Consider the following 16,414-nt stretch of genomic DNA (forward strand, 5'->3'; position numbering starts at 1 on the left):
AAGTTTGGCATGCTAGTATTTTTAAGTTAACAAGGTAATGATGAGGTTGCTAATCTTTTGGGGCGAAATAAAATCATGGCGATAGCGGCGACGGTAGTTGCTTGCCTGATCTTCTATCTGCTTGCTTTGGAAAGTTATTGTGATCAGGGGGGCAAATTTGCATTGGGAATTTGTTCGATTACCCGGTTTATTCCCTGGTAAAGGGGGGAAATAACAATTTTTTGTAAACCTGCCCTTGACCTTAATGACAATGCTACTATAAACGAGTTACTTCAAGTTGCAGGTATACAGCAACTGAGCAAAAAACCTGGAGTTTAGAAAACAAAGGGGTGGGGCAGCGAATGCGGCCAACACTGCTGCGGCTTGAAGGACGACGGTTATGCCGTCTTGGTCTATGCAGTAGATAGGGTTGTTCATGTACGATTTAGCTTATGGGCCTTCCGGCCTGATTTCTATCGCCGCGGCTGTTTTGGTAGCAATGCTTTGCCTGTGGGTTTGGTTCCTGGTGAACCGGGCCAGCGTGCGTGCCAATGAGCAGATTCACTTGTTGCAAGAGATCGCTGAGCAGCAGCGCCAGCAAACAGCGCTGTTGAAAACGTTGGTGCAAACGGCGCGGGGGGATAAGGCAGCACTTGATGATGATGACGATCTTAGTCCGGCATTAAGCTATAAAGGGTTTATCCCTGAGCGTTAATCAGCTAACCACATTTGGTGAGAAGGTTAAGGAATTTCGGTTATCTCAGTTTCAGTTTTAATCGAATCGCCTTCTCACCATTCCCCCACTCAGTAAAATATCATGCCCTGATAAGGGTTTTCCCTGCATGCCGCAAGGCGGCTTGCCAGATCGCCGCAGTGGATTTCAAGAGCATGCCGGTCGGGATCGAGAAAATAGACAGATTCTCCCTCGCTACTATTGCTCTTCCACTCTGTTACGCCGTATTCGCGCAACCGCATTGTAGTGTTGGCAAAATCCTCCTGTGCCACGCTAAAGGCATAGTGGGTGTAGTCGGTCTGCGGTTGCTTTTGCCGTGCAGGATCCAACGATAAACACAGCCACAGGTCTCCCAGCATCAGATAGGCACCTTGCTGCCAACGAGCCTTGGGGATAAACCCCAGAATATTCACATAGAAACTAAAACTGCGCTCCACATCGCTTACTGCGAGTGTCAGGTGGTTAAACCCAATTAGCATGGTTTGGTAATCCCTCTTTGGATTGTCATAAATCCGTCGCATTGGTGCCGTAATGTAGCTGTAAGTTAACGAACCATGGATACATTCAATGATTAAATGGTATGAAGAAAGTGACGCCGAAGTAAACCGTAGTATTGCGTTAATCACCGGAGAGGATCCAGATAAATGGTATCCCTACGGCGGCGTAAAGGGTAAAGACTATTGCAAGAATCCCTCCGATGCCTGGCCAATTATTTGCGCCAATAAAATCAGCCTGAATGCCGTGACTCAAACTGAAGATGCCCATTGGCAAGCACGCATCACGACTCAGCAAGGTGACTGGCAAGCTGGAAGTCATAGCCCGTTGCGGGCCGCGATGATCTGTTTTTTGCTCAGTCAGCAAGCACAGTAACGTATTGGGTCATCACTCTTTTTGTTCGCTCCACAATTTTGCTAGCCTGTTAATGCTTCCCCGATTCTGATAATAGACTGCCGCTGACGGAGACTGTTTATGAAACGCATTATTAAGGGTGACACCAATCTCTCGCATTTAGTTATTGCCCATGCGGCAATTGACCACCACGCCAAAAGCTATGGCCTTCACCGTCAAGGTTGGCCATCCACCTACCTGATAAAATATCAAAACGATCGCGTGGCGGTAGAGGTCATCACCCGGCGCCAATCCTATGTCGCTACGCTGATGATCGGAGCGCGTTCTCTTAGCAAATTGTGTGGTATGCCAAGCTGACACTTGGCAGTCTGCCCGCTAATCGTTCCTTTAATTTCTGGCCCGGCAGATGATTGCCGGGTGCTAGGCTGTGTCCTTCAATTGCACGCAAATGGCCCCAGCCCTTAGGGTCGCGCGCCAAAAGCCCGTCCTCGGTGTTGTCGGGCTTGAACAGAGGGCCACTCTGCCCTTCGCCCTCCGCCTTGATAATGGGCTTTTGGGTCTGCGACGGCACCACGGGCAATTGGGACACAACCTAGTTCTTGATGCCTGTGGGCTTAAGTGTTAAAAAGCCGCCCGAACAGACATTTATAGATTGGCTATATCTTGCGCAATGATGCCGGGATCATCAGCCAGATGAGGATAAGATGGGCGGTCAGCTTCAGGATACCCCGCTAAAACGCGGATTAAAAAATAGACATATACAACTCATTGCGCTTGGTGGTGCCATTGGTACTGGCCTGTTTCTTGGCATTGCGAAAACAATCAAAATGGCTGGGCCTTCCGTGTTATTGGGTTATGCCATCGGCGGTTTTATTGCCTTTTTGATCATGCGCCAATTGGGGGAAATGGTGGTTGAAGAGCCGGTTGCGGGTTCTTTCAGCCATTTTGCCTACAAGTACTGGGGTGACTTTGCCGGTTTCCTTTCCGGTTGGAATTACTGGGCGATGTTTATTCTGGTGGGCATGGCCGAATTAACCGCCGTTGGTCTATACATCCAATACTGGTGGCCGGAAATCCCTACCTGGGCATCTGCCGCCGTGTTCTTTGTGGTGATAAACCTGATCAATCTGGTGAATGTACGTCTCTATGGTGAAACCGAGTTCTGGTTTGCCATCATCAAGGTAGCTGCGATCCTGGGCATGATTTTGTTTGGCGCCTATTTATTGGCCAGTGGCAACGGAGGCCCGGAAGCCAGTATCAGCAATCTTTGGGATCAGGGTGGCTTTATGCCCCATGGTCTGGGTGGACTGGTGATGGCAATGGCTGTGATCATGTTTTCGTTCGGCGGGTTGGAAATGGTTGGCATCACTGCCGCTGAAGCGGCTGAGCCGCGTAGCAGCATTCCTAAAGCGACTAACCAGGTAGTTTACCGGATCCTGATTTTCTATATTGGCTCATTGACGGTGCTACTGTCACTTTACCCTTGGGACAAAGTAGTGGAGGGGGAGAGCCCGTTTGTCATGATTTTCCACGCGCTTGACAGCAATCTGGTTGCGACGATCCTCAATGTCGTGGTGCTTACTGCTGCACTCTCGGTCTACAATAGCGGCGTATACTGTAACAGCCGAATGCTGTTCGGTTTGGCCACGCAGGGCAACGCACCAAAAGTATTGACCAAGGTCAACAAGCGGGGGGTACCCGTGTTATCAATTGCCTTATCGGCTCTGGCAACCTCAGTTGGCGTTTTTATTAACTACATTATGCCCGGTCAGGCGTTTGAATTATTGATGGCGATGGTGGTCTCTACGTTGGTTATTAACTGGGTCATGATATGTCTGGCGCACCTGAAGTTCCGTGCGGCAAAAAATCGCCAGGGCGTGCTCACCAGTTTCCGTGCACTATGGTACCCGTTTGGCAACTATCTGTGCCTGGTATTCCTGGCCATCATCCTGGTGATCATGTATTTCAGTGAAGGGAGCCGCATATCTGTCTTGCTGATGCCAGTATGGATAATGTTACTGTGGATTGGCTTTATCTTGAGCCGCAGGAAAAAAGGAGCGGGCAACATCGGACAGCGTATCAAATAAACGCCCGTGGAGGCGCTTTCTGCGCCTCCCAAAGCGCTTTGCAGACATCACCTTGGCGCGTTACAGTACGCGCAAATATCCGTAGCTCTTACATATCCCCGGCCAATCAATCACGTAGTCTCTGTGCGGTGCCGTTTTTGCTGATTTTACGCGGAGTAGAAAAATTGCAGTAGTAAAAAAGTCAGTTGTTTACTTGCTGGCTCTTATACTGAAAATAATTCGAGTTGCTCTAAAAGTGGTAAAGCTCTGCGAGTTGATGATCCATCAGCGGGCTGTCTTGTCACACTTGGCTACTGTCGGGAGAGGTTTGGATGAAGATAACCAATAAATATTATGACGCCAACAAGGCGCATCATACTCCGCAGGGATTTCGCAACCCGGAACCGACGCTACATGAAAAAGGGGATTTGAAACGCTGGCAGGATGAACGAAAAAAATTGGGCTTACCCAGGCCGCCGCAGGCTGGATATGCGCAATTTACCCAGCGCTGGTGGCAACAAGCCGATCTGAGTGGTTGCCAAGACAGTGTCTGGTGGCTAGGGCATGCTTCTGTATTGTTGCGGTTGGGCGGGCGTTATGTACTTATCGACCCGGTTTTGTCACATCGGGCATCCCCAGTCAATTTCTATGGGCCGAAACGTAAAACGCCACCACCGTTAACGGTACAACAGTTACCCGCAGTAGATGTGGTGCTGATTTCTCATAATCACTATGATCATCTAGACCGTAAGACGATTCGGGAACTGTCCAAACGTTTTCGTAGTGCCACTTTCATCGTGCCCCTAGGCCTTAAATCCTGGTTCAGCCGCTATCCGGCAAAAAGGGTCGTGGAGCTGGATTGGTGGGAAAGTTTGACACTGGACGATATGTCATTTTATGCCACGCCAGCACGTCATTGGAGCATGCGTACACCGTGGGACCGAAATCGGTCGCTATGGTGCGGTTTTGTGATCCACCACCCCGCGCTGCGTTTTTATTTCTCTGGAGACAGTGGCTACAGCGAGCAGTTGGTAGAGATTGGTTCTCGTCTTGGGCCATTCGATATCGCTGCGTTGCCTATCGGTGCCTATGCGCCAAGATGGTTTATGCAAGAGCAACATATGGATCCGCAACAGTCGGTTATGCTATATCAACAATTAAATCAGCCACGGGTGATCCCTATTCATTGGGGGGTTTTTGAGTTGGCTGATGAATCTTTGGATGAGCCTCCTGAGCAATTGATTCACGCACTGAGCAGCGCGGGGATTGAAGAACATCGGTTCCACCCACTAAAAATTGGTGAACGCATGGACATTGGACCTACCTCTTAATAGGTGCATTTCAGTTGTAGCCGGGTGGCTGCGTATCCCGCGTCTGGCAAGGCTTGGCGCGGTTAAAGAGGGGAGAGATAATTGCCTTTGGTAATACGGGAATAGATAGAAATAAACACCGAAACGGTCAAGAAATTCATAAATTCATCCAATTATCCCCTAGTTAAAATAGTTTTTTCTATATAGGTTAATACTCAAGTTGTTTATTTTTTCCTCTGCGGTTTGCCATGAAGATATAATCATATTCAATGACGTGAATATTTAATTTTTATGAATTTTTCATACACGGATCCTCCATCATGGCATGTTTATGCATATATGAGCGTTACAGCAGTACAAAAGCCTGATTCGGTAGACGAGTAAGTTGGTAGGTAACTATCCTGTTATGACAGGGTTTGCGGTTCAAAGGTCGGATCAGTAGTCGCTTCTGCCGCCCGTTCACCGATATTCAATTGTTGCATATAAAATTCCATAAAAATTCAAATTTTTTTAAGATTACTCCCCTGTGGAGTGGTTATATGTTGTCAAAAACATTGTCTGTGGGTTTGAAAGAATTGTTAAAATTCAGCACCCATGCGGAGTACAGAGCAACTTCTTTACAAAGCAGAAAATAGCTAAGCCTTCAACCACTTTTACCCTATTTAACCATTTATTGCTGTCGACCGTTTCAAATATGTGCGACACGTCCATCAGTGATTAAAAATGGCTTGCCATACTTTACAGAGTATGTGATAACGCACTTGGGTAAAACGAGGTACAGTTCTGTATATGTGTGGCATTTTCAGTAAAGAAGTTCTGAGTAAAGACGTTAGCGTTGAATACCGCTTCTCTGCCGATCCTTATCTTAGTGCCTCAAGCAGTAACGACTCTAGTTTGTCTATGTAACGCCTCCGGGCGGTTTAAACAATCCAAAGGAAATACTCAAGATGGCAAAGATCAAAGGTCAAGTTAAGTGGTTCAATGAGTCTAAAGGTTTCGGTTTCATCACCCCAGCTGATGGCAGCAAAGACGTGTTCGTACACTTCTCTGCAATCCAGGGTAACGGCTTCAAAACCCTGGCTGAAGGCCAGAACGTAGAATTCGAAATCCAAGATGGCCAGAAAGGTCCATCTGCAGTAAACGTTACAGCGATCTAATCAGTATCGGCTGTACAAAAAACCCGCCTTCAGGCGGGTTTTTCGTTTTTGCGATTGGCGGGATTTAGCCAGTTATCACGATCCCTGAATGCTGATTGCGGCCTTTAATACTCGGATGGCTGGGGTCTTGTTTACGACGATGGCTGTTGCGACGATAACTGGTGTATTTAAAACGCTGGGGTAGCTCAGGGTTGCTATTTGGGGTACAGATGGTACAGGTTCCTGCCTGATCAACTGCGGCGAACCCCAGGCCGTTGAGCTTGTGTTGTGCGATAGCAGCTAGATCCAGATGGCGATGGGTTGGGCTAATGGTTTCTGCAGGGTAGGGCAGCAACTGCTTAAAGTGCGTGACCAGTTCTTCGTTAACCTCATAACAGCACGCGCCCGCTGCAGCCCCGATAGAAACGACCCAGTTTTCGGTACTGTCCTCCTGATTTATCCTCTGCGCCATTTCCTCAAGAATACCATCCAGCAGGCCTCGCCAACCGGCATGTACCGCGCCGACCGCACTACCATCTTTACGGCTGAAAATCACTGGCAGACAATCCGCAGTTAGCACTGCGATCAGTATCCCCGGTTGGCGGGTAAAGAAACCATCGGCTTCTCCGCAATACTGTACAGGTTGGTCAATGTCGACAATACGTGTTCCATGTACCTGCTTCTTGTTGGCGAGAGTGGCTCGATAAGGCTGCAAGGGTAACGGTAACAGGGCGTTTTTATCACCAAAACCATGAATGATCCCTGGGATGGAGCTTAACAGCGGAGAGTAGTCGGTCATAAAACGTCTTTTGCCAGCATCTTAGAGTGGTTGCTAGTTTAGCCAGAATTTTAACCTATTAGCTAGGCTGTGTCCCTTAATTGCACGCGAGCGCCGCTGGCGGTCATTTGCGCACAGGGCAAGGCGTGAGCCGCGAGGTTTGGTGGACCAAATAAGCGGCGAACAACGCCGCAATGCGCGCAAATGGCCCCAGCCCGAAGGGTCGCGCCCCAAAAGCCCGTTCTCTGTGTTGTCGGGCTTGAACAGAGGGCCACTCTGCCCTTCACCCTCCGCCTTGATAACGGGCTTTTGGGTCTGCGACGGCACCACGGGCAATTAAGGGACACAGCCTAGTTTGTACTGCTTAATTATCTGTGGTGCTGTCGCAGATTAAATGCTCCTCGGCACTTTTACGTATTGGAGGCTAAACCGTTGCCTTGCATCGAACAGGTGCCTTCTTTAGACTACCCAACGCCGTAACTCTCTGGGATCAAAGCCATGTCTTATCAGTGCCCACTGTGCCATCAACCGCTTAATTTCGTCAGCCTGCAATGGCGTTGTGAAAATAACCATCAATTCGACCAAGCCAAAGAGGGTTATGTCAATTTAATGCCCGTGCAGTACAAGCGTTCCAAACAGCCGGGAGATAGTGCAGAGATGATGCTCGCACGCCGTGCATTTCTTGATGGTGGGTATTATCAGCCGCTGCAACAGCGGGTAGCTAACTTATTGACCGAAGTGGTCCCTGCTGAGGCACAAGCTTTGCTGGATATTGGTTGCGGAGAAGGTTATTACACTGCAGCGGTGGCGGAACAGCTTTTTCGATCAAGGAGGGTAGCCGTATACGGCCTGGATGTTGCTAAAGGGGCCATTCGCCTGGCGGCAAAACGTTACCCCAAAGTCTCATTCTGTGTGGCATCCAGCCATCGGCTGCCGTTTGCCGACGCTTCTCTCGATGCTGTGTTACGTATTTATGCACCTTGTAAAGCTGAAGAGCTGGCGCGGGTGGTCAAGCCTGGCGGTTTAGTATTAACGGTATCGCCAGGGCCAAGGCATCTTTACCAGTTAAAAGAAATTGTTTACCAGGAGGTTAAGTTACACGCGGAAGACACCGAACAACTGGAGGGATTTACCAGCGAAATGACCGAACAACTGGCTTACCCTATGTCGTTGCCGGGAGAACAGGCGGCCAATTTATTACAGATGACACCATTTGCTTGGCGCGCCTCTTTGGAGGTGCACAACAGTTTGGCGACCGAGACAGCTTTTGCCTGTGAGACAGATTTTGTGATTCGTTTGCACCGCCGATACAAGTAGGAAAGCCTGCCATTGGCTGGCTTTCTCAGCGGGAAAGATCAGGCAATATAGCCTAAGTGCTCAAGCAGAATATTAGCGCCTATGCCGATTAACACTACGCCGCCAAGGATTTCTGCGCGTTTACCCAAGATAGGGCCGATAAAACGGCCAATCATCATGCCGAGCGTGGCCATAATCATGGTGGCACAACCGATCGCCATCGCAGTATGAACAATATTAACCTGCAGGAAGGCTAACCCGACACCGATAGCCATGGCATCAAGACTGGTTGCGATTGCAGTTGCTACCAGTACCCAGAAGCCGTGACGCTTAACTTGCCGGCTTTCTTCCGGGTTGTTTTTCGTACCTTCAACGATCATGCGCATGCCAAGTATAAATAACAGGCTGAAGGCAACCCAGTGATCCCATTCCATGATGTATTGGCTGGCAAACAACCCGATGCTCCAGCCGATAAGCGGAGTAATGGCTTCGATGATGCCAAAGATCAGGCCGGTACGAATAGCTTCACGAAAACGAGGTTTATGCAGCGCGGCACCTTTACCCACAGATGCAGCAAATGCGTCTAGGGACATGCCAAAAGCCAGGATGAGTGTTGCAGAAAGGTTCATGTTGAATAGTCTCGGCCGGGCGGCTCCATATACACGTAACCCACCCCCCAACCTTACGACGGCGTTACGTGTCTATGGTCTCGCCAACCTCTATGGCTATCCGCACCACGTTTCAGATTAGAAACGAGTATGTTGATACGGACGTTTCTGATTTTCATTCACCAGAAACCGGCTACTCCCCAATAACGGCGAAACAGTAACATACTATTTTAACCGGGTACAACCATTATTTATTCTAGTCTTCTTTATGAAATTGAGAATTATTTTTATTCAATGCTATTCTTAAGGATAATACGGTGATAATAGCAGCATGACTGCGGAAATAATAACCAAGGAAATAAAGAGTATTGCTTAAATATTATCCAAAACTATTATTTTTATAAATAAAGATACTCTCAATTTTGCTTATTTTATTGATTTTCAACGAAAAATTTATAAATTACTTCCAGGTTATCTAACTGTGTAACCTGGATGAATAATCTACGCCGTTCTAAATCTATAACCAGGATACCATCTTCAGATAAATTCATTGTTCTAATGCGGGAATATTCTATAAAGGTATTTGCATAGAAAAAACCCCGAGATTTAAACAGCATTTTTGGCCAGCGAATATAGGATATATAAATGGCAATCAATGCCAAGGAAATTAAAAGGTAGGTGGTTAATGCGGCACCTTGGCTGGTAACATTCTGGTAGATCAGAATGACGATCAAACCGACGAAGATCAGGCAGTCAAGCCGATTGCTGCGCTTTAACTTTATTTTCAACAGCGTTCTGCCTTTCAACAGGTCCATGCCAAATTCATCATAGAGCGCGTACAACAGCAGCAGCACAATAAAAATCAGTAGTACGCCATCGGTCAACGACATTTCACCACTCCATCAATAAAACCGGGGGTATCCCCCCCGGCTGTCAGAGAAAATTACAGGCCAAGTAGACCACTCCAGTAACCCACGATACCGATAACGAAGAAGCCGATGATGATCCATAGCGCATTGACTTTTTTGCGCAGTAGCCACATACAGCCAAAGGTGAGTAACAGCGGTACCAAACCTGGCATCAGTTGGTCAAGGATGGTTTGGACGGTCGTCACCGTAGTGTGGCCGGTTTGGTCGGTAATTTTCGATACCACTAGCGGGATGTTCACGTGCGTCCACTTGTTAACCAGGGCCCCCATGACAAACAGGCCGAGAATGGACGCCCCTTCCGTCAGTTTCTGCAGGAAGCCACCGCCCATATCACCAACGATATCAACTCCTTTGCGATAACCGTAGGCTACGCCGTAGTAACGTACCAGCAGGCGAACCAGGTTAAACAGAACAAAGAACAGAATTGGGCCGAGCAGACTGCCGCTCATGGCAATACCTGCCCCAAGTGCGGCAAATACCGGGCGCACGGTTCCCCAGAAAATCGGGTCACCGACGCCAGCCAGCGGCCCCATCAGGCCAACCTTGATACCGTTGATAGCGGCATCATCGATAGCGGCACCATTGGCACGCTGTTCTTCCATGGCCGCGGTAACGCCAAGTACAGGGGCTGCGACATAAGGGTGGGTATTGAAGAACTCCAGATGACGTTTAATGGCTTGCTTACGGTCGTCGTTATTCTCCGGATACAGACGGCGGATCACCGGAACCATAGCGAAACAGAAACCCAATGCCTGCATACGCTCGAAGTTCCACGAACCCTGAAACAGGTTAGAACGCACAAACACGCCGCGAATGTCGGCAGCTGTCAATTTTTTTTGAGCTGTAGTATCAACCATTTCTTTCACCTATTCCTAGTCCAGTTCGTTATCAAGGCCGTTGGCATTGGCAGGGCCAGCCTGAACAACCTGAGACTTGTTGTATTTTGGGCTCAGTTGGATATAGAGCACCGCCATCACAGCACCAATCACGCCGAGTGCAACCAGGTTAAAGTTGGTGAAGGCTGCGGTAACGAAGCCGAGGTAGAAGAATGGCATCAGATAACCGGCTCGCATCATGTTGATGACCATCGCGTAACCGACCACAACAATCATGCCACCGGCAATATTCAGACCGCTGGTGACAACTTCCGGAATAGAGTTAAGCAGCGCGTGAACACCTGCGGTGCCAACGGATATTGCAACAATAACGGCTGGGATCGCGATACGCATGGCTTGCAGCAGCAAAGCCAGGATATGGATCCAGGTAATGCCGGTCAGGCTGCCGCGTTCAGCAGCGCTGTCAGCCGCATGCTGGAAGGCAACGGTCACCGTACGGACGATGATGGTCAACACCTGACCGGCCGCCGCCAGTGGGATCGCCAAGGCAATACCGGCCCCAATGTTTTGCCCACCTGCGATAACCAGGATCGTTGAGATAATAGAGGCCAGAGCGGCATCAGGTGCCATTGCGGCCCCAATATTCATCCAGCCCAGCGCGATCATTTCCAACGTACCACCGATGATGATACCGGTTTTCATATCACCGAGGATCAAGCCAATTAACGTACAGGCGACCAATGGACGATGGAATTGGAACTCATCCAGAACGGAACCCATACCGGAAATGCATGCGACGATAAATATCAGCACAATCTGAAGAGTGGAGATCTCCATTGTACTTCTCCTATAACTAAAGAGACGTGAGTGAGAAATTAACGGTGTTGGCCATTAATTGAGCTTGTTGATCAGATCCATCATTTTTAACCGGCTATCGGAAGAGACTTTGCGAACTTCCAGTTCAATACCCCGGTCGTTTAATTTCTTAAACGCTTCGATGTCTTTTGCATCAACAGATACTGCGTTGTTAACCTGCGTTTTACCCTGACGGAACGCCATACCACCGATATTCACCGATTTAATCTCTATACCACCTTCAACCACCCGCCAGACATCGGTTGGGTTGGTGAACAGCAACATAACGCGCTCACCGGCATATTTTGGGTTATTCCAGACGCGTATAGCTTTCGCCACGTCAACAACATGGGCGGTAACGCCCGGTGGCGCAACTTGGGTCAGCAGGGTTTTACGGACATGATCGGCAGCGACTTCATCGCTGATAACAATGATGCGGCTGACGTTGGTCTCCTTGGTCCAACGTGTGGCTACCTGGCCGTGGATCAGGCGATCGTCAATACGTGCCAGGCCAATCTTCATACGATCATTGGCACCGAGCGGCGCTTGTGGCTCGGCAACACTCGGTGTTGGAGCAGTTTGTGGCGTAACCGGAGTCATACTCTTTTCCGCCGGTTTTTTAAGCGCCTTCACGCCTTCACGCCCGGCTTCCAGCGCCATAGCGACAAGTTCGTCGAGGCTGGGGTTGTCATCACGGCCCATGAAGGTTTCAACCAGCATTGGAACGTTAACCCCGGTGATAACCTCATAACCCTCTTTTTCGACGGCAATCCTGCTGGCCGCGTTGAACGGGCTGCCGCCCCAGGTATCTACCAGAAACAGGACACCATTGCTGGTATCAAGTTGGTCGATTTTCCCATTGTATTTCTCGATTAATGTTTCAGCATTTTCACCGGGAACAAAGTCTATATAGGCGACGTTACTTTGCTCACCTAATAGCATCTCAGCTGTTTTCAGCAATTGTTCAGCCGCAGTTCCGTGTGTGCTGATGATAATAGCTATTGCCACTCGCTACCTCCTCGTTAAACTTAAGACACAATTTGTGTCTTTCTCGTTACCGTCCTGGTAGTCATTTCCTCGGTTTGTGTGAATTATGATAGAAGAAAATTACAACTAGCATTTATCTGGTAGATTTAAAACCGGTAAGGGTCCATGCGCATTGACTGCATTTATTTTATTGAGTGAAAGAATAAATTTTGTGACCTTGCTCAGCTATTAGCGGATCGATTTACCCGGAAGGTTTGTTTGAGGAATTAAACAACAACGATGTTACGAAATAATACGTAAGGTAAAAATTGCTACTTCACCACCGAATAATTTCCTGCTAAAGTGCGCTCCTATTTTATTTGTAAGGAGTGAAGGGCCTCAGCCCTCCCTATGGACTGTCACCGAAGTTACTGTTTTCCAACGTTCCACCCGCCACCACATGGTGCGGTAAACATCTTCAGGGCTGCCGCCCGTTTCCCGGTACTACGATCCCGTTTGCATCTTGTTCTTGCTTGCACAACCTTTGCGTTTATCCCTCTATGCTTGAGCATCGCTCAACAAACCTCTCTTTTTTCCGGAGTCTGACATGGAAATCTTAATGGACCCCACGATTTGGGCTGGGTTAATGACTCTGGTGGTTTTGGAGATCGTACTGGGCATCGATAACCTGGTGTTTATCGCTATTCTGGCCGACAAGTTGCCCCCGAAACAGCGTGATAAAGCGCGTGTCATCGGTTTGTCGTTGGCTTTGTTTATGCGCCTTGGCTTGCTTTCGGTGATTTCGTGGATGGTCACGCTGACCAAACCTCTGTTTAGCGTTGCTGATTTCAGCTTCTCTGGCCGCGATCTGATCCTGCTGTTGGGGGGAATATTCCTGCTGTTCAAAGCCACAATGGAATTACACGAACGGCTGGAAGGGAATACCCATCAGGAGGGTGCCAACAGAGGCTATGCCAAATTCTGGGCGGTGGTAGTACAGATTGTTATTCTTGATGCGGTCTTCTCGCTCGACGCGGTAATCACCGCCGTGGGTATGGTGAATGATTTACCGGTCATGATGGCTGCGGTAGTGATTGCTATGGCCGTGATGTTGCTGGCTTCCAAGCCGCTGACCAACTTCGTAAACGCACATCCGACCATTGTCGTACTCTGCCTGAGCTTCCTGTTGATGATCGGCCTGAGCTTGATTGCTGAAGGCTTTGGTATACACATACCTAAAGGTTATCTATACGCGGCCATTGGTTTCTCGATCCTTATCGAATCTTTTAACCAGATCGCGCGGCGCAACTACATCAAGCATGAAGCACGCCGTCCAATGCGTGAGCGAACGGCTGAAGCTATCATGCGTCTGATGGGGCAACCGCATGCGCAACCGCAGGTTGACGATAATACTCCGCGTAAAGTGAAGGAAACCTTTGCTGAAGAGGAACGCTATATGATCAGTGGTGTGCTGACACTGGCTTCCCGAACGTTGCGTAGCGTAATGACTCCGCGAACAGAGATTTCCTGGGTTGACTGCGAACGCTCCCGTGACGAAGTGCGCGAGCAACTGCTGGATACGCCTCACAGCCTGTTCCCGGTGTGCCGCGATGAGCTGGATGAAATCATTGGTGTAGTGCGCGCCAAGGATCTCTTGGTCGCGTTGGATCGGGGAGTGAACATTGCTGAGTTTGCCGCCCTGACTCCGCCACTGGTGGTGCCGGAAACCATGGATGTGATCAAACTGCTGGCGGTATTACGCCGAGCTAAGGGCCGTTTGGTGGTGGTGACCAACGAGTTTGGTGTAGTACAGGGGTTGGTAACACCGCTAGATGTATTGGAGGCTATCGCAGGAGAATTCCCTGATGAGGATGAAACGCCCGATATTGTCGCAGAAGATGGCCGCTGGCTGGTCCAAGGCGGCGCAGATCTGCACTCGTTGGAACAGGCGTTGAACTGTGACGATCTGGTCAGCCCGACAGAGGATTACGCTTCCCTTGCGGGTTTCCTGCTCTCTCATTCAGGCCACATGCCAACGGTGGGGGATGTGATCGAGCTTAACTCACTACGCTTTGAGATCCTTGCCGTCTCTGATTATCGCATCGAGTTGGTCAGCATCAGCAAAGTGATATCGCCCTACGATCAGGACGAGTAACTAGCTTAGGCCGAAGGATTCGCCTTCGGCCTTCCCGCTTCCGGTTTGGTTTGCTGACCGGTAGCCCGTAGGCGGCTCTCATATTGTTGTAGCCAAGATGGAAACACATCAATAGGCATCGGTTTGGCGAAGTAGTAACCTTGCAGCGCATTGACCTTGCGTAAACGCAGATACTCTGCCTGTTCTTCTGTTTCAACCCCTTCTGCAACCAGCTTGAGTTTCAGGCGCTGTGCCAGCGTGATAATGGTATCGGTCACGGTAGCGTTGATTGCGTCGGTACCAATTGCCGCGGTAAAGCCATGGTCTATTTTCAATACGTCAGGGCTGAGCTTTTTCAAGTAACTCAGCGAACTGTGCCCGGTACCAAAGTCATCAATCGCCAGCATGATGCCCATCTCTTTCAGCGTTTTAAGCTGTTCATGCTGAACTTCCGATAACGCAGTACGCTCAGTCAGTTCTAACATCAATGACGCCATTGGTTCTGCTGGCAACCAGATGTGGCGAATATCATCAATAATGCTGACGGTGTTGAAATGCTCTGCAGCAACGTTAATGCTGATATAAAACGAAGGGCGTTGCGGGAACAAGTTAAGGTTTTCTACTACTGTCGTCATCAGATAACGCGTCAACGGAATGATGAGATCATGCTGCTCAGCTAAGGGAATAAACACGTCGGGGGAAATCCAGCCTTGGCGCTTGTTCTTCCACCGCAGTAAAGTCTCGACACCCGCACAGCGGCCATTCTCACTATTAATAATCGGCTGGCAGTAAACGCGAAACTCGTGATGGGCGATGGCGTGGCTGATAGAGTAAGTCATGCTCATCCGGTTGGCTGTACTCAGATACACCACATAAGCCGCCAGTAGGCTCAGCATCAGGGCCAGGGGAATATGGTGTGGTAAAGCTGCAAGTGCCAAATCAGTGGCATTCGGGCCATAAAGCGATATAGAAAAGGGATACTTGGCCGACTGGGCGGTGTATTGCAGGTTTTCCGATTGAGCAGAGGTGGGGGTAATTTCCTTTTGGCCGTATTCCAGGCTGCGTTCACCGATGTTTAAAACTACCCTGTGGGCGAAAGGTTCCTGAGGTTCAAGCAGGAAGTTGGCTAACAGCCCGATATTGAAAACATTCAGTACGCCACTGCTGCTCTCTTGCTTGTCCAACGGAGTCCACAGCACCAGTGTAGGAGTCCCTTTTGCTACTACCAGTGAAGGATGAAGCTCCATTTGTACTTTGTCATTGACCAGCGTCGGGAAAAAGTTGGAAAAAACAAAATTACGCTGGCCAAACAGACTGGAACAATAGATTGTCCCATTTTTCACCAGCAGAATAGCGCGCAAAGCCTGATTTTGTGCGGCACGATAACGCAGCGTGGGCATTACGGATTCGCAAGGTTGCCCGACCAGCGGCAAAGTGTCAGCGGTTTGTTGCTCCGCAGGTAAAAGTAGCTCATTAAGCTTGTTAGTGATGCGAGCCGCCAAGACTCGCTGGTTCTGCTCAGTTTTGCTGACCTCCTGATAATAACGGGTATACAGTGAAGTCAATAAAATAGCTATCCCAACTGCACCGGCAATAAGCCAACGGTAAAAACGATAATTCGAAGCGGCAAGTTGGGTCATCACCATCAAATAAGTCCTTGTTCAGCCAAATAGCCAAAATCGAGTTTCAGGCTATACTCGTCATACTTCAAGTTGCATGTGCGTTGGCTTTCCTCACTTACCCCAGTTACTTACTTGAGCAAGCTCCTGGGGGTTCGTTGCGTTGCCGCCTTCCTGCAACTCGAATTATTTAGAGTATAAAATCCTGCTATACGATTGCAGTCTAATTCTAGACTATCCATTCAGAAAATTACCGTAATTCAATAAACTATTTCAATCGGCCTATTTCAGGAAGAAAATCGTTGACTGACTGAACAAAA

The 16,414-nt window shown here is 49.0% G+C and carries 18 protein-coding genes and 1 riboswitch; of the genes, 10 read left to right on the forward strand and 8 right to left on the reverse strand.

The window, feature by feature from the left end; all coding sequences use genetic code 11:
* Positions 1–75 precede the first annotated feature (75 nt).
* Positions 76–201, forward strand: a complete 126-nt coding sequence (locus tag SAQUA_RS09845) for a PhoP/PhoQ regulator MgrB (RefSeq protein WP_380673044.1) — start codon at positions 76–78, stop codon at positions 199–201.
* Between the two features lie 214 nt (positions 202–415).
* The gene (locus SAQUA_RS09850) at positions 416–694 is read left to right on the forward strand and encodes a YebO family protein (protein WP_380673046.1); all 279 of its coding nucleotides are present in this window, start codon (positions 416–418) and stop codon (positions 692–694) included.
* An 89-nt stretch (positions 695–783) separates the two neighbouring features.
* Here SAQUA_RS09850 and fos read toward each other — a convergent pair whose 3' ends face one another.
* Complete coding sequence (gene fos / locus SAQUA_RS09855; RefSeq protein WP_380673048.1) at positions 784–1,191, reverse strand: fosfomycin resistance glutathione transferase; 408 nt, start codon at positions 1,189–1,191, stop codon at positions 784–786.
* Between the two features lie 88 nt (positions 1,192–1,279).
* On the opposite strand from fos, the gene SAQUA_RS09860 reads away from it, so the two are divergent.
* From SAQUA_RS09860 to cspE, 6 genes are all read left to right on the forward strand, one after another.
* Positions 1,280–1,582 carry a phage protein NinX family protein gene (locus SAQUA_RS09860; protein ID WP_380673050.1) on the forward strand — a complete coding sequence of 101 codons (303 nt, stop codon included), beginning with the start codon at positions 1,280–1,282 and terminating at the stop codon, positions 1,580–1,582.
* 99 nt (positions 1,583–1,681) lie between these two features.
* Entirely contained in the window at positions 1,682–1,918 is a 237-nt protein-coding gene (locus tag SAQUA_RS09865) for a DUF4060 family protein (RefSeq protein WP_380673052.1), read from the forward strand.
* 347 nt (positions 1,919–2,265) lie between these two features.
* Complete coding sequence (locus SAQUA_RS09870; protein WP_380673055.1) at positions 2,266–3,648, forward strand: amino acid permease; 1,383 nt, start codon at positions 2,266–2,268, stop codon at positions 3,646–3,648.
* A gap of 311 nt (positions 3,649–3,959) precedes the next feature.
* Positions 3,960–4,958: an MBL fold metallo-hydrolase gene (locus SAQUA_RS09875; protein WP_380673056.1), complete on the forward strand. Its 999-nt coding sequence runs from the start codon at positions 3,960–3,962 to the stop codon at positions 4,956–4,958.
* A 768-nt stretch (positions 4,959–5,726) separates the two neighbouring features.
* Entirely contained in the window at positions 5,727–5,843 is a 117-nt protein-coding gene (locus SAQUA_RS09880; RefSeq protein WP_002211058.1) for a DUF2627 domain-containing protein, read from the forward strand.
* A 41-nt stretch (positions 5,844–5,884) separates the two neighbouring features.
* On the forward strand, positions 5,885–6,094 hold the full coding sequence (gene cspE / locus SAQUA_RS09885) for a transcription antiterminator/RNA stability regulator CspE (protein WP_002221949.1): 210 nt from the start codon (positions 5,885–5,887) through the stop codon (positions 6,092–6,094).
* Between the two features lie 64 nt (positions 6,095–6,158).
* On the opposite strand, the gene SAQUA_RS09890 is transcribed toward cspE, so the two are convergent.
* The gene (locus SAQUA_RS09890; RefSeq protein WP_380673061.1) at positions 6,159–6,872 is read right to left on the reverse strand and encodes a polyphenol oxidase family protein; all 714 of its coding nucleotides are present in this window, start codon (positions 6,870–6,872) and stop codon (positions 6,159–6,161) included.
* Between the two features lie 477 nt (positions 6,873–7,349).
* On the opposite strand from SAQUA_RS09890, the gene rlmA reads away from it, so the two are divergent.
* Positions 7,350–8,168, forward strand: a complete 819-nt coding sequence (rlmA, locus tag SAQUA_RS09895; protein ID WP_380673063.1) for a 23S rRNA (guanine(745)-N(1))-methyltransferase — start codon at positions 7,350–7,352, stop codon at positions 8,166–8,168.
* Between the two features lie 38 nt (positions 8,169–8,206).
* Here rlmA and mntP read toward each other — a convergent pair whose 3' ends face one another.
* The 5 genes from mntP to manX all read right to left on the reverse strand — a co-directional run bounded on the left by mntP (position 8,207) and on the right by manX (position 12,383).
* On the reverse strand, positions 8,207–8,776 hold the full coding sequence (gene mntP, locus SAQUA_RS09900) for a manganese efflux pump MntP (RefSeq protein WP_380673065.1): 570 nt from the start codon (positions 8,774–8,776) through the stop codon (positions 8,207–8,209).
* Positions 8,777–8,788: 12 nt separating this feature from the next.
* Positions 8,789–8,969, reverse strand: a riboswitch (yybP-ykoY riboswitch).
* A gap of 217 nt (positions 8,970–9,186) precedes the next feature.
* A complete protein-coding gene (locus SAQUA_RS09905; RefSeq protein ID WP_380673067.1) occupies positions 9,187–9,645 on the reverse strand; it encodes a DUF986 family protein in 459 nt (152 codons plus the stop codon).
* A gap of 53 nt (positions 9,646–9,698) precedes the next feature.
* On the reverse strand, positions 9,699–10,541 hold the full coding sequence (locus tag SAQUA_RS09910; protein WP_380673069.1) for a PTS mannose transporter subunit IID: 843 nt from the start codon (positions 10,539–10,541) through the stop codon (positions 9,699–9,701).
* 15 nt (positions 10,542–10,556) lie between these two features.
* Positions 10,557–11,357 carry a PTS mannose/fructose/sorbose transporter subunit IIC gene (locus tag SAQUA_RS09915; RefSeq protein WP_380673071.1) on the reverse strand — a complete coding sequence of 267 codons (801 nt, stop codon included), beginning with the start codon at positions 11,355–11,357 and terminating at the stop codon, positions 10,557–10,559.
* Between the two features lie 54 nt (positions 11,358–11,411).
* The gene (manX, locus tag SAQUA_RS09920) at positions 11,412–12,383 is read right to left on the reverse strand and encodes a PTS mannose transporter subunit IIAB (protein ID WP_380673073.1); all 972 of its coding nucleotides are present in this window, start codon (positions 12,381–12,383) and stop codon (positions 11,412–11,414) included.
* Between the two features lie 565 nt (positions 12,384–12,948).
* Between manX and SAQUA_RS09925 the strand changes: the two genes are divergently transcribed.
* A complete protein-coding gene (locus tag SAQUA_RS09925) occupies positions 12,949–14,496 on the forward strand; it encodes a TerC family protein (protein ID WP_380673075.1) in 1,548 nt (515 codons plus the stop codon).
* 5 nt (positions 14,497–14,501) lie between these two features.
* Here the strand turns inward: SAQUA_RS09925 and SAQUA_RS09930 are convergent, their stop codons facing one another.
* Positions 14,502–16,121 carry an EAL domain-containing protein gene (locus tag SAQUA_RS09930; protein ID WP_380673077.1) on the reverse strand — a complete coding sequence of 540 codons (1,620 nt, stop codon included), beginning with the start codon at positions 16,119–16,121 and terminating at the stop codon, positions 14,502–14,504.
* Positions 16,122–16,414: the final 293 nt, after the last annotated feature.

The sequence above is a fragment of the Serratia aquatilis genome, assembly GCF_044865145.1.
Taxonomy (GTDB): domain Bacteria; phylum Pseudomonadota; class Gammaproteobacteria; order Enterobacterales; family Enterobacteriaceae; genus Chania; species Chania aquatilis.